Raw genomic sequence first — 13,493 nt, 5'->3', positions numbered from 1 at the left:
ACGCGAGGCTCGAGCCCATGGGGACGGCCATCGACTTCGAGGGGATGCTGCGCTCGGCGCAGCTGCGGGTCACGCGCCCGCGCCTCGCGGTGCTCGAAGCCGTGCACGCCCGGCCCCACGCCGACACCGACGCCATCATCGAGGGCGCTCGCTCGCGCCTCGACGACGTCTCGCACCAGGCCGTCTACGACGTCCTGCGGGCGCTGACGGCGGCCGGCTTGGTGCGGCGGATCCAGCCGTCGGGCTCCGTGGCCCGCTACGAGAGCCGGGTGGCCGACAACCACCACCACGTCGTCTGCCGCGCGTGCGGCGCGATCGCCGACGTGGACTGCGCCGTGGGGCACACCCCGTGCCTCACGGCCTCGGACGACCACGGCTTCGTCATCGACGAGGCCGAGGTGACCTACTGGGGCCTGTGCCCCGACTGCCGCGCCGCGGCGTGACAGCCGACCCACCACGAAGGAGCGAGACCGACGTGTCTGCCAGCGAGAGCGAGAACCCGGCGATCCCGGCCCCCGAGCCGAAGAGGACCCGGCCCCACACCAACCAGGACTGGTGGCCGAACCAGCTCGACCTGAACGTGCTCCACCAGCACGGCGCCAAGCCGACGCCGATGGAACCCGACTACGACTACCGCGCGGCGGTGCAGTCGCTCGACGTCGAGGCGCTGAAGCGAGACGTGATCGAGTGCATGACCACCTCGCAGGACTGGTGGCCGGCCGACTTCGGTCACTACGGCCCGCTGTTCATCCGCATGAGCTGGCACTCGGCCGGTACATACCGCATCGAGGACGGCCGCGGCGGCGCAGGTGACGGCGCGCAGCGCTTCGCCCCGCTCAACAGCTGGCCCGACAACGCCAACCTCGACAAGGCGCGCCGCCTGCTGTGGCCGGTGAAGAAGAAGTACGGCAAGCAGATCTCCTGGGCCGACCTGATCGTCTTCGCCGGCAACGCCGCCCTGGAGTCGATGGGCTTCGAGACCTTCGGCTTCGCCTTCGGTCGCGACGACGTCTACCGGCCGCCGGAGGTCATCTGGGGCCCGGAGGACGCCTGGCTCGGCGATGAGCGCTACGCGGGTGAACGTGAGCTGCAGGGCCCGCTGGCCGCCGTCCAGATGGGTCTGATCTACGTCAACCCCGAGGGCCCGAACGGCAACCCCGATCCGCTGGCCTCGGCCCACGACATCCGAGAGACGTTCCGCCGCATGGCGATGAACGACGAGGAGACCGTCGCGCTCATCGCGGGCGGCCACACCTTCGGCAAGACCCACGGCGCGGCGAAGGCCGACTACGTGGGCCCGGAGCCCGAGGCGGCCCCGCTGGAGGAGCAGGGCCTCGGCTGGCGCAACACCTACGGCAGCGGCAAGGGTGACGACACCATCACGTCGGGCCTCGAGGTGACCTGGACCTACCACCCGACCCGCTGGGACAACGAGTTCTTCCACATCCTGTTCGCGTACGAGTGGGAGCTCATGGAGTCGCCGGCCGGCGCGAAGCAGTGGCGACCGAAGAACGGCGGCGGCGCCGACATGGTGCCGATGGCCCACGACGCCTCCACCCGCCGCGAGCCGCGCATGCTCACCTCCGACCTCGCCCTGCGCTTCGACCCGGCCTACGAGAAGGTCTCCCGCCGCTTCCTCGAGGACCCCGAGGCGTTCCGGCTGGCGTTCGCCAAGGCCTGGTACAAGCTGCTGCACCGTGACATGGGCCCGGTGTCGCGCTACCTCGGCCCGTGGGTGCCCGAGGCGCAGCTGTGGCAGGACCCCGTGCCGGACGTCGACCACGAGCTCGTCGACGACGCCGACGTCGCGTCGCTGAAGGAGAAGGTCCTCGCCACCGGCCTGACGACGGCGCAGCTCGTGCGCACCGCGTGGGCCTCGGCCGTCACCTTCCGCGGCACCGACAAGCGCGGTGGTGCGAACGGCGCCCGCATCCGCCTGGAGCCGCAGCGCAGCTGGGCCGTCAACCAGCCCGACGAGCTCGCCACCGTGCTCTCGACGCTCGAGCAGGTGCAGAGCGACTTCAACGGCGCGCACAGCGAGTCCGGCAAGAAGATCTCGCTCGCCGACCTCATCGTGCTCGCCGGAGGTGCGGCGGTCGAGAAGGCCGCGCAGGACGCCGGCCTGTCGGTGAGCGTGCCGTTCACGCCGGGCCGCGCGGACGCCACCCAGGAGCAGACCGACGTCGAGTCGTTCTCCGTGCTCGAGCCCCGCGCCGACGGGTTCCGCAACTACGTGCGGCCGGGGGAGAAGCTGTCACCTGAGACGCTGCTGCTCGACCGCGCGAACCTGCTCACCCTCACAGCCCCCGAGATGACGGTGCTCGTCGCCGGCATGCGGGCGCTCGGGGCGAACGCCGGTGACACCGCGCACGGCGTCTTCACCGACCGCCCGGGCGCGCTGACGAACGACTTCTTCGTCAATCTGCTCGACCAGGGGCTGGAGTGGAAGGCGTCGCAGTCCGACGAGGGCGTGTACGAGGGTCGGGACCGCACGAGCGGCGACGTGCGGTGGGCCGCCACCGCCGTCGACCTGGTGTTCGGAGCCAACTCCGAGCTGCGGGCGCTCGCGGAGGTCTACGGAGCCGACGACGCGCAGCAGAAGTTCGCGCACGACTTCGTCGCCGCGTGGCACAAGGTGATGATGCTCGACCGCTTCGACCTCGGCTGAGGCGAGCGAGCTGCAGCCAGCGGCCCGGGTGGGGTTCGCCCCGACCCGGGCCGCTGTGCTGCTGCGCGCCGCTCGCAAGGGTGCACAATGTCCAGAACCGATCGGGAGGCAACCCTGTGGGGTCACGGCACGCGCACGACCCCGCAGGCGACGTGGGGCAGCTCGAGGGGCTCGGGGGCCTTCCGGCCCTGCTGTCGGCCCAGGCCGACGCGCTCGCCGAGGTGGTCGCGGGCCAGCCGCTCGTGCTCGTCCTCGACGACCTGCTGCGCGCCGTCGAGCAGGCCTCGTCGCGTGAGGTGATGGCCTCGGTGCTGCTGCTGGACGACGACGGCCAGCACCTGCGCCACGGCGCCGCTCCCAGCCTGCCGGCCGAGTACAACGCGGCCATCGACGGCGTGCGCATCGGCCCGAGCGTCGGCTCGTGCGGCACGGCCGCCTACCGCCGCTCGCGCGTGATCGTCGAGGACGTCGAGACCGACCCGCTCTGGGACGACTTCCGTGACCTCGCTCGACGCTTCGACCTGCGCGCCTGCTGGTCGACGCCCATCATCGGCAGCCGGGACGAGCCGCTCGGCACCTTCGCCCTGTACTCGCGCGAGCCGCGACGGCCCGGCGCCGCCGAGCTGGCGGCGATCGACGTCCTCGTGGGCACCTTCGCGCTGATCATCGAGCGCAGCCGTGTGGGGCAGGCCGGCTCGGTGCTGCAGGACGCCGCCGCCCGGCGCCTGGTGCTCGAGCTGGCGATGGGGGCCGGTGGCCTGGGCACCTTCGACTGGGACCTCACCACCGGCGCGCTCGTGTGGGACGGCCAGCTGTTCGACATCTTCGACATCGCGCCCGCCGACCGCGAGCGGCCGATGACGATCGAGGACTTCTACGCCGGCGTCCATCCCGGCGACCGCGACCGCGTTCAGGTGGCGCTCGACCGGGCCGTCAGCGAGGCGGGCGACTTCGAGGTCGAGTACCGCGTCGTCGTGCGCGATGGCCAGCGGTGGGTGGCGGCTCGGGGCCGGGCGCTCACCGACCAGTCCGGTGAGGTCGTCCGGGTGATCGGCGCCGCGCAGGACACCACGTCGCGCAAGGACGACGAAGCGCGCGTCGCGCGGGTCATGGACTCGATGTCGACCGGCTTCTTCTTCCTCGACCCGCAGTGGCAGTTCACGTTCGTGAACGCCGAGGCCGAGCGCGTCCTGGGCCGCCCCCGCGAGGAGCTGCTGGGGAACTCCATCTGGGCCGAGTTCCCCGCCGCCGTGGGGTCGGACTTCGAGACCCACTACCGGCACGCCGCCGACAGCGGTGATCCCGTGGCGTTCGACGCCTACTACCCCGAGCCGCTCGAAGCGTGGTACGAGGTGCGCGCCTGGCCGAGCCCGGACGGCCTGGCGGTCTACTTCATCGACGTCACCGATCGCCGAGCGGCCGAGCAGAACGCGCAGCAGGCGATCAGCCGGGCGGGGCTCATCGCGCGAGTCAGCGAGGAGCTCGCCGGCACCCTCGACGCCCGGGAGTCGATGCGCCGCCTGGCCCAGGTGGTGGTGCCGGGGCTGGCCGACTGGTGCATCGTCACGCTCATCGACGACGACCGGCACGCCGGCACGCGCCGAGGGCTCGGCGAGGCAGTCGGCTGGCACACCGACCCAGACCGGCGATCGCTCGTCGAGCGGTACGCGTCGAGTCGGCTCGACCAGATGACCGACCACTCGCTCGTGGTGCGCGCCGTCGAGACCTCCGCGGTGCAGGTGCTGAACGGCAACGCCCTCGACGAGCTGTCGACCATGTTCGAGACCGACGCCGAGCCGTTGCGGTTGCTCACCGAGCTCGAGATCGACTCCGCGGTCGTGCTGCCGCTCAGCGGGCAGGAGCAGTCCGTGGGCATGCTGTCGGTGGTCAACGACCGGGAACGAGGTGAGTTCTCGGACGAGGACGTGCAGCTGCTGCGCGAGATCGCGGCGCGGGCCGGCATCGTGCTCGACCGCGCCCGCCTCTACCGCCAGCAGCGCGCCGTCGCCGAGACGCTGCAGCGCTCGCTGCTGCGCACGCCGCAGGCCCGGCCCGACGTGGCGCTGTCGGTGGCGTACGTGCCCGCGGCCGAGGTGGCCCAGGTGGGTGGCGACTGGTACGACGCGTTCAACCAGCCCGACGGCTCGACCACCGTCGTGATCGGCGACGTGATGGGGCACGACCTGCTCGCAGCCGCGGCGATGGGTGAGATGCGCACGCTCGTGCGGGCCCTCGCCGCGCGGCACGGCGGCCACCCGGCGCGCACGCTCACCGACGTCGAGAGCGTCATGCAGCAGCTGGGGGAGGAGACGCTGGCGACGGTGTTCGTGGGTCGGGTCGCGCCGTCTGACGACGGCGGCGCGCTCGAGCTGCAGTACTGCCTCGCCGGCCACCCGCCGCCGCTGCTGCTGCACCCGAACGGTGAGGTGGAGACCCTCGACGACAGCGGCTCGGCCGACCCGCTCCTCGGCATCGGCCACATCGGGCGCCGGCAGTACACCGTGCCGCTCGAGGACGGCGCCCTGCTCGTGCTCTACACCGACGGGCTCGTCGAGCGGCGCGACCAGCCGGTCGACGTCGGCATCGCCATGCTGCGCGAGGCGCTCGGTGAGCTGGTGCGGACCGACCCCGAGACGGTGCGCGACAAGCTGCTGGCGCGCATGCTGCCCGCCCGGGCCGAGGACGACGTCGCGCTGCTGGTGCTCGCGGTCGACCTCACCGGGCGCGGCCCGCGGACTCAGGAGCGCCACCCGCTCGACTAAGTTGCACATCAGTGTGCAATCTATCTACAGTGGAGGGGTGCCGACCCCCTCGCGCCGCGCTGATGCCGTGGCCAACCGCCGCGCCGTGCTCGACGCCGCGCTCGACGTGCTCAGCGCCTCGCCCGAGGCGTCCCTGAGCGACATCGCCGCGCGCGCCGGTGTCTCGCGGCGCACCCTCTACGGGCACTTCGCCAGCCGCGAGGACCTGCTGGCCGAGCTGGCGCGCGAGGTGGGCGCGGCGGCGGCCGAGCGGTTGGCGGCCGTGCCGACGTGCGACGACGCCGTCGAGGCGCTCGCGGTCTTCGTGCACGCGACCTCGGCCCTCGTGGCGAGCCACCACCGGCTCGCCGACCTCTCGCGCGCACCCGGGGTCCGCGAGCAGGTGTCAGGTGCCACGCAAGCTGTGCGCGCCCGCCTGCGTGAGCTCGTCGTGGCGGCCGGAGCGCAGGTCGACCTGCACGGCGCCGGCCCGGACGCCGTCGTGCGGCTGGTGCGGGCCATGCAGTGGGGACTGTTCGACGCGGTCTCGCAGGGGGAGATCGCCGAGGAGCAGGCGGCCGTGGTGGCCACCCGTTCGGTGCTGCGCGCGCTGGGGATCGCCTCCGACCACGTCGAGCGGCTGGTGTCCGCGCTGTGAGCGATCAGGTCGCAGGCATCCTGACCGGGCGGGCCGTGGCCGTCGGTGGCGGTCACGCGCCGCTGCTCGAACCCACGGACGTGATCGTGCGGACCGGCGAAGCTGTTGCCGCAGTAGGAGATCCGGGCCACGGCCACACGGCTCTCGCGCTGGCGCTCGCCGGGCGGCTGGCGCACGAGGGGTCGGTCGACGTCGACGGCGACAGCCGTGCGCGCCACCTGCAGCGGGCCGTGGCGCTCGTCGACGTCCCGGGCGTCAGCGAGCCGGACGGCGCCCTGCCCGTCACGACCGTCGTCGTCGAGGAGCTGGCGACCGCCGGACTGTCGACGCGCCGGTCGGCGGTGCACGACGTCCTGGCTGAGCTCGGCCTCGCGCAGCCGCCGCACCGGTTCGACGCCCTCGACGCGCGCACCCGGGTGGCTCTGCTCGCGGGGCTGGCGGCCCGGCGTCCCGACGTCCGCTTCCTGGTGGTCACGCTGCCCGAGCGACACGGTGCGACGCCAGAGGCCTGGTTGCCACCGCTGCACGCGCTGGCCGCGAAGGGCCTCGGCGTGCTCGTCACCGTGGGCCTCGGCACCGGCCGCCTCATCCACCTACCCGCCGCCGAGATCGGCGGCGCCATCATCGCCTCGAAGGAGACCGCGTGAGTGCCCTGCGCATCGCGCTGACCGAGTTGCGCCGCATCACCGCCGGTCGGCTGCCCCGCATCGCGGTGCTCGCGCTCATGATCGTGCCGACGCTGTACGGCGGCCTGTACGTCTACGCCAACCACGACCCTTACGCCGCAACGGATCGGGTGCCCGCCGCGCTGGTCGTCGAGGACTCCGGGGCCGTCGTCGACGGCGACCGCACGAACGTCGGCCGCCGGGTCGCCGACGACCTGCAGGAGAAGGCGAACCTCGACTGGCACCGCGTCTCGGCGACCACGGCCGAGCAGGGTGTACGCGACGGCCGCTACGACTTCGCGCTGACGATCCCGCGTGGCTTCACCACCGCACTGACCAGCCCGCAGCGTCAGCGCCCCCAGCAGGCGCAGTTGCGGCTGACGACGAACGACGCCAACTCCTACCTCGCCTCGACCATCGCGACGAACGTGTCGGGGCAGGTGCGTGACGCCGTCGCCCGCCGGCTCGGCGCGCAGGCCGCCGGACGGTTCATGCTCAGCCTGAGCCAGGTGCGGGCGGGGCTGGTCGACGCGGCCGAGGGCGCCGGACGGCTCGCCGACGGCGCGCGGTCGGCCCACGACGGCGCGGCGCAGCTGGCGAGCGGCGCCACCCGCGTGGACGCCGGCGCAGAGCAGCTCGCCGCCGCGAGCTCACGGCTCGCTGACGGTCTGAGCTCGCTCGACTCCCGCACCCGTGACCTGCCGGAGCAGAGCCGCCGGCTGGCCGAGGGTGCGCGGCAGGTCGCTGACGGCGACGCGGCGGTCGAGGCGAGCGGACGTCACGTGGCCGCAGCGGCGCAGCTGGCAGCGCAGCGGTACACCGAGGGTCGCGCGCAGCTGCAGCAGGCGCTCGCCGCCACGGACCTTCCGGCGGATCAGCAGCAGTCGCTGCTCGACCGGTACGACGCGGCTGGGGCGCCGCTCGACCGGGCGCTCGGCGACGTCCAGCAGAGCAGCGGTCGGCTCGACGCGCTCGCTGCTGGGGTCGAGCGGGTGGCCGATGGTACGAAGCGGTTGGCGGACAACGCGTCTGCGCTGTCGAGCGGCATCACCAGCGCCCGGCGCGGAGCCGACCAGCTCACTGCCGGATCACGGCAGCTCACCGATGGCACGCGCCGGCTGTCGGACGGCGCGGGCGAGCTCTCGGGCGGTACGCGCCGGCTCGCCGACGGAGCGTCCCAGCTCGGCACGAGGCTGAAGGACGGCGCCGCGCGCATCCCTGACCCCTCGGCCAGCACGCGCGACCGCATCGCCTCCACCATCGGCGATCCCGTGCGCGTCGCGAGCACCTCGCAGGCGAGCGCGGGCACCTACGGCGCGGGGCTCGCGCCGTTCTTCATGGCCCTCGCGGCGTGGATCGGCGCCTACGTGCTGTTCCTCCTGGTGCGTCCGCTGTCCGACCGCGCGCTCGCGTCCAACCAGGCGCCACTGCGGGTGGCGGTCGGTGGGTGGCTGACGCCCGCGCTCGTCGGGGTCGTGCAGATGGGGGCGCTGCTCGCAACGATCGCGATCGGGCTGGGCATCGAGCCCGCCCACGCCGCGCTGACCTGCGGCTTCCTGGTGCTGGTGTCGGTGACCTTCGTGGCGATCGTGCAGACCCTCAACGCGTGGTTCGGGGCAGTGGGTCAGTTCCTCGGCCTGGTGCTGCTGGTGACCCAGCTGGTCACCGCGGGCGGCACCTTCCCGTGGCAGACGATCCCCGAGCCGCTGCACGGGCTGCACCACGTGCTGCCCATGTCGTACGCCGTCGACGGGTTGCGTCAGCTGCTGTACGGCGGTCTCGGCTCGCTCGTGACGCGCGACGCGCTGGTGCTCGCCGCCTGCCTGGTCGGGGCGCTCGCGCTGTCGACAGTGGCCGCACGCCGACGTCGGGTGTGGACGCCCGCGCGCATCCGCCCCGAGCTGGTGCTCTGACGCCCAGCGGCCGCCGGGGCGGCTGAGGCGTCAAGGCCGGGTCAGGGCCGGCGCCCTGGGCGTCAAGGCGGCGTCAAGACGTCAGCGGTGCCTGAGCCCCCTGCGGCACGGTGGCGTCGTGACCACCCTCATCGCCATGCCGAAGCGGCTGCTCGTCGGCGAACGGCTGCGCAGCGAGCGGCTCTCGGAGACCTTGCTGCCGAAGAAGCTCGCCCTGCCGGTGTTCTGCAGCGACCCGTTGTCGTCGAACGCCTACGCCACCGAGGAGATCCTTCTCGTCCTCAGCCTCGGTGGACTGTCGCTGCTGCACCTGGCGCCTTGGGTCGCCGGGGCGGTGGTGCTGCTCCTCTGCGTCGTGGTGCTGTCGTACCGGCAGACCTGCCACGCCTACCCGAACGGCGGCGGCGCGTACACGGTGAGCCGCGAGAACCTCGGCCCGAACGTCGCACTCGTGGCGGCGAGCGCGCTGCTGGTCGACTACGTGCTCACCGTCGCGGTGTCGGTGGCGGCAGGCGTGGCGAACATCGTGTCCGCGTTCCCCGCCCTCGCCCCGCACGCCGTCGCGCTGAGCCTGGCCTGCGTCGCGGTGCTCGCGGTGATGAACCTGCGCGGGGTCCGTGAGTCCGGCACGGTCTTCGCGATCCCGACGTACGGCTTCGTCGCGTCGGTGTTCGTGATGCTCGCAGTCGGTGGCTACCGGGCGCTGACGGGTCACGCGCCGGTGGCCGAGTCGGCGGCCTTCTCCGTGGTGCCCACCCACCACGCCTCAGGGCTGTTGGTCGTGGCGCTGCTGCTGCGTGCCTTCTCGTCCGGTTGCACCGCCCTGACCGGCGTCGAGGCGGTGTCGAACGGCGTCCCGAGCTTCCGGCGTCCCAAGGCCCGCAACGCTGCGGCCACCCTCGCGATCATGGGCGGGCTCACCGTCACGATGTTCGCCGGCATCACCGCGCTGGCCATGGTGTCGAAGGTGCACGTCGTCGACGACCCGGCCCGGCTCGTCGGGGCACCGGCCGGCTACGACCAGCGCACCGTGATCGCCCAGCTCGGGGCAGCCGTCTTCAGCCACAGCTCGATCGGCTTCTTCCTGGTGCAGGCGTTCACGGCTGCGATCCTGGTGCTCGCGGCCAACACCGCGTTCAACGGCTTTCCGATCCTGGCCTCGATCCTGGGTGGGGACGGGTACCTGCCGCGCCAGCTGCACCGTCGCGGCGACCGGCTGGTGTTCTCCAACGGCATCGTCGTGCTGGCGCTGCTCGCGGGTGTCCTGATCTACGCCTTCTCCGCGTCGACGACCCGGCTGATCCAGCTGTACATCATCGGGGTCTTCGTGTCGTTCACCCTGAGCCAGCTGGGCATGGTGCGGCACTGGACCTGCGAGCTGCGGCGGTCGACGTCCGGGCAGCGGGCCCACCTGCATCGGGCCCGGGCCGTCAACGCCGTCGGGGCCGGGGCGACGGGGGTCGTGCTCGTCGTCGTGCTGGTCACGAAGTTCACGCACGGCGCCTACATCGTCGTCATCGCGATGCCGCTCATCTTCGCGCTGATGAAGGGGATCGAGCGGCACTACGGCCGTGTCGAGCGCGAGCTGCGACCCCAGCCGGCCGGCGTCTCGCTGCCCTCGCGAGTGCACACCGTCGTGCTCGTCTCGAAGCTGCACGCTCCCACGCTGCAGGCGCTGGCGTACGCCCGGGCCACCCGCCCGACGACGCTCACGGCTCTCACGGTGCAGACCTCACCGGGGGAGACCGAGGAGCTGCGGGCGCAGTGGCTGGCGCGCGACGTCCCCGTCGACCTCGTGGTGCTCGACTCGCCGTTCCGCGACATCACCGGCCCGGTGCTGGAGTACATCGCGCACCTGCGTCGCACGAGCCCGCGCGACGTCGTGGCCGTGTTCATCCCCGAGTACGTCGTCGGCCACTGGTGGGAGCACCTGCTGCACAACCAGTCCGCGCTGCGGCTCAAGGCGCGACTGCTGTTCCGACCCGGGGTGATGGTGACGAGCGTGCCCTGGCAGCTGCGCTCGGCGGGATCCGACCACGAGGCACCGGACCGTCGTGTCACAGTCGACTCGTGACGAGGTCTGCGACGTCGACGGGCCGTGACCGCAGCGGGCTGCGGGCGCTGGCGGGCGCGCTCGCCGGCAGACGTCGCGCCACCGGCCTGGGGCTCGCCGTCGTCGCTCTCCCGGCGCTCACGGCGGTTCTCGTCGCGGCCCGAGGCAGCATGGGTCTCGGCAGCGTCCTGCTCCTGTTCCTCCTGGTCGTCGTGCTCGTGGCGGCGGTGGGCGGGGTCCTGGTCGGTCTGGCCGCCGCGGCGGCGGCCTTCGTGCTCGCCAACTACTTCCTCACCCCGCCGTTCCACACCTTCGTCGTCGAGAGCCGTGACTCGGTCATCGCCCTGTCGGTGTTCGTGGCGGTCGCCGCCATCGTCAGCGTGGTGGTCGATGCCGCCGCCGACCAGCGGGCGCGAGCCGCGCGCAGCGAGCTGGACGCCGAGGCGCTCGGACGCGTGGCCGTGGAGCCGCTGGTGGGGCGCACCGCCGAGAGCCTCCTGCGCGACCTCGCGCAGACGTTCGGACTCACCGGAGCGGAGCTGCGCGAGATCGGTGGCAGCTCGCGTGTGGTGGCCCGTTACGGGCCCCCGGTGGGCGCGGGCACGGTGCGCGTCGACGCCGGCGCGGGCCGCGAGGTCGTCGGAGACGGGCCGGTGGGTTTCGCCGCGGATCGCCGCGTGCTGCGGGGGATGGCGCACGCGGCCGCGCGGGCGGCGGACGCCGAGGTGCTGGCCGACGAGGCGGCGCGCGCCCGGCAGCTCGCGGAGGTAGACCGGTTGCGTGCGGCCCTGCTCGCGGCAGTGGGTCACGACCTGCGCACACCACTCGCCACGACGAAGACCGCGGTCACCACGCTGCGGCTCGGGAGCGCCCTGAGCGACGACGAGCGCGACGAGCTGCTCGCGGCGATCGAGGGCTCCACCGACCGGCTCACCGACCTCGTGAGCGACCTGCTCGACCTCAGCCGGCTGCAGGCCGGTGCCGTCGTGGTGTCCGCGGAGCCGGTGGCCGCGGACGAGGTCGTGGCGCGCGTGCTCATCGACCGCCACGTCAGCGCGGTCGCGAACGACGTGCCCGACGACCTGTCGTTCGTGGTGGCGGACGCCGCGCTCCTCGAGCGCGTGCTGGCCAACCTGGTCGCGAACGCCTGCGCGCACGCAGCGCCGAGCGAGGTGCGCGTGGTCGGCCGGCGTCGCGGAGCGGTGGTCGACCTCGCCGTGGTCGACCACGGGCCTGGCGTCGCCGAAGCGGACTGGGCGCGCATGTTCCTGCCGTTCCAGCGGCTCGACGACCGGGCGAGCGGGCAGCACACCGGGCTCGGTCTGGCCATCGCCAAGGGGCTCACCGAGGCGATGGGCGGCTCGCTCACCCCCTCGGCGACGCGCGGAGGCGGCCTCACCATGACGGTGACGCTGCGCGTCGCCGCACCGGCCCGGACGCCCGTCGAGCCGTCGGGTGCGCCGTCATGACCCGCGCGCTGGTGGTCGAGGACGAGATCGCGCTCGGGCGCGCGCTCGCCATCAACCTGCGGGCGCACGGGTACGACGTCGAGGCGGTCGCGGACGGCGCGTCGGCGCTCGCGGCCGCGGCCCGACGTCCGCCCGACGTGGTGGTGCTCGACCTGGGCCTGCCCGATCTCGACGGCGTCGAGGTGGTCGAGGGTCTGCGCGGCTGGTCGAGCGTGCCGATCGTCGTGCTGTCGGCCCGGCACGACCGAGGGCAGAAGGTCGCGGCGCTCGATGCCGGCGCGGACGACTACGTCACCAAGCCGTTCGACCTCGTCGAGCTGCTCGCGCGACTGCGGGCTGCGGTGCGGCGGGCGACACCGGCCGAGGGAGCGGTCGGGCTCGAGACGGCCTCGTTCACCGTCGACTTCGCGGCTCACACGGTGCGTTCGAACGGGGCGCAGGTGCGGCTGACCCCCACCGAGTGGCACGTGCTCGAGGTGCTCGCCCGCCATCCCGGCAAGCTGGTCACCCAGCGCGAGCTGCTGCAGCAGGTGTGGGGGCCGCACTACGGCAGTGAGTCGAACTACCTGCGCGTCTACGTCTCGCAGCTGCGCCGCAAGCTCGAGCCGGACCCCTCACGCCCTCGGCACCTCATCACCGAACCCGGCGTGGGGTACCGGCTGGAGCCCTAGCGCCGATCGCTCTCGAGCAGGCCGTAGACGAGGCTGTCGGTCCACTCGCCGTCCTCCCACCAGCTCTGCCGCAGGTGGGCCTCGCGCTGCATGCCCAGGCGCTCGCAGAGGCGAGCCGACGCGACGTTGCGTGGATCGAGCTGCGCCGCCACGCGGTGCAGCCCGTAGGTGTCGAAGGCGATGTCGAGCACCGCGGCCGCAGCCTCGGTGGCCAGCCCTCGCCCGGCGACCTCAGGGTGGAACGCCCAGCCGATCTCGGCGAGGCGCTGGGCGTCGTCCGTGCTCCACAGCGCGACGTCCCCGACGACGCGGCCGTCGAGCACGGCCACGACCCCGAGCCCGCGTGCCTCGCAGGTGAGCCCGCGCCGCTTCACGCGCTTGGCCATGTGCTCGGGCGTGCTCTCGTCGTCCCAGGGCGCGAAGGGCACGTACCGCACGACCTCGGGGTCGCCGTAGTACGCGCGCAGAGCAGCGGTGTCCTGCGGCTCGTGCAGGCGCAGCACGAGGCGCTCGGTGCGAAGGGGCAGCTTCGGCTCGTCCACGTCCGCACCCTAGCGACGTCCCCCACCGTGCACATCGGATCCACGGTGCACGCCTGGAGTGAGGCCGCCGCGCCCTTCGGACCCGATGTGCGCGGTGGGAGCGGCGCCCTCGT

General features: G+C 73.1%; 10 protein-coding genes. 9 read left to right on the top strand and 1 reads right to left on the bottom strand.

What is annotated here, in order from left to right:
- Positions 1-17 precede the first annotated feature (17 nt).
- From ASD06_RS01590 to ASD06_RS01550, 9 genes are all read left to right on the top strand, one after another.
- Positions 18-443: a Fur family transcriptional regulator gene (locus tag ASD06_RS01590; protein ID WP_056672258.1), complete on the top strand. Its 426-nt coding sequence runs from the start codon at positions 18-20 to the stop codon at positions 441-443.
- A 32-nt stretch (positions 444-475) separates the two neighbouring features.
- A complete protein-coding gene (gene katG, locus ASD06_RS01585) occupies positions 476-2,668 on the top strand; it encodes a catalase/peroxidase HPI (RefSeq protein WP_056672957.1) in 2,193 nt (730 codons plus the stop codon).
- Between the two features lie 152 nt (positions 2,669-2,820).
- On the top strand, positions 2,821-5,430 hold the full coding sequence (locus ASD06_RS01580; protein ID WP_162248023.1) for a SpoIIE family protein phosphatase: 2,610 nt from the start codon (positions 2,821-2,823) through the stop codon (positions 5,428-5,430).
- Between the two features lie 37 nt (positions 5,431-5,467).
- Positions 5,468-6,067: a TetR/AcrR family transcriptional regulator gene (locus ASD06_RS01575; RefSeq protein ID WP_162248022.1), complete on the top strand. Its 600-nt coding sequence runs from the start codon at positions 5,468-5,470 to the stop codon at positions 6,065-6,067.
- Positions 6,064-6,714: a hypothetical protein gene (locus tag ASD06_RS01570; protein ID WP_056672252.1), complete on the top strand. Its 651-nt coding sequence runs from the start codon at positions 6,064-6,066 to the stop codon at positions 6,712-6,714. The genes ASD06_RS01575 and ASD06_RS01570 overlap by 4 nt, the downstream gene beginning before the upstream one ends.
- Positions 6,711-8,645 (top strand): YhgE/Pip domain-containing protein, encoded by a 1,935-nt coding sequence (locus ASD06_RS01565; RefSeq protein ID WP_056672250.1) that lies wholly within the window; start codon positions 6,711-6,713, stop codon positions 8,643-8,645. Before ASD06_RS01570 ends, ASD06_RS01565 begins: the two co-directional genes overlap by 4 nt.
- 136 nt (positions 8,646-8,781) lie before the next feature.
- A complete protein-coding gene (locus ASD06_RS01560) occupies positions 8,782-10,719 on the top strand; it encodes an APC family permease (protein WP_056672954.1) in 1,938 nt (645 codons plus the stop codon).
- A complete protein-coding gene (locus ASD06_RS01555) occupies positions 10,716-12,167 on the top strand; it encodes a DUF4118 domain-containing protein (protein ID WP_162248021.1) in 1,452 nt (483 codons plus the stop codon). Before ASD06_RS01560 ends, ASD06_RS01555 begins: the two co-directional genes overlap by 4 nt.
- Positions 12,164-12,838 (top strand): response regulator, encoded by a 675-nt coding sequence (locus ASD06_RS01550; RefSeq protein WP_056672249.1) that lies wholly within the window; start codon positions 12,164-12,166, stop codon positions 12,836-12,838. Before ASD06_RS01555 ends, ASD06_RS01550 begins: the two co-directional genes overlap by 4 nt.
- On the opposite strand, the gene ASD06_RS01545 is transcribed toward ASD06_RS01550, so the two are convergent.
- Positions 12,835-13,380: a GNAT family N-acetyltransferase gene (locus ASD06_RS01545; RefSeq protein ID WP_157371429.1), complete on the bottom strand. Its 546-nt coding sequence runs from the start codon at positions 13,378-13,380 to the stop codon at positions 12,835-12,837. The two genes, ASD06_RS01550 and ASD06_RS01545, sit on opposite strands and share 4 nt — an antisense overlap.
- Between the last annotated feature and the right edge of the window lie 113 nt (positions 13,381-13,493).

It is taken from the genome of Angustibacter sp. Root456, from assembly GCF_001426435.1.
Taxonomy (GTDB): Bacteria; Actinomycetota; Actinomycetes; order Actinomycetales; family Angustibacteraceae; genus Angustibacter.
This window is presented reverse-complemented; position numbering and strand designations above follow the sequence as displayed.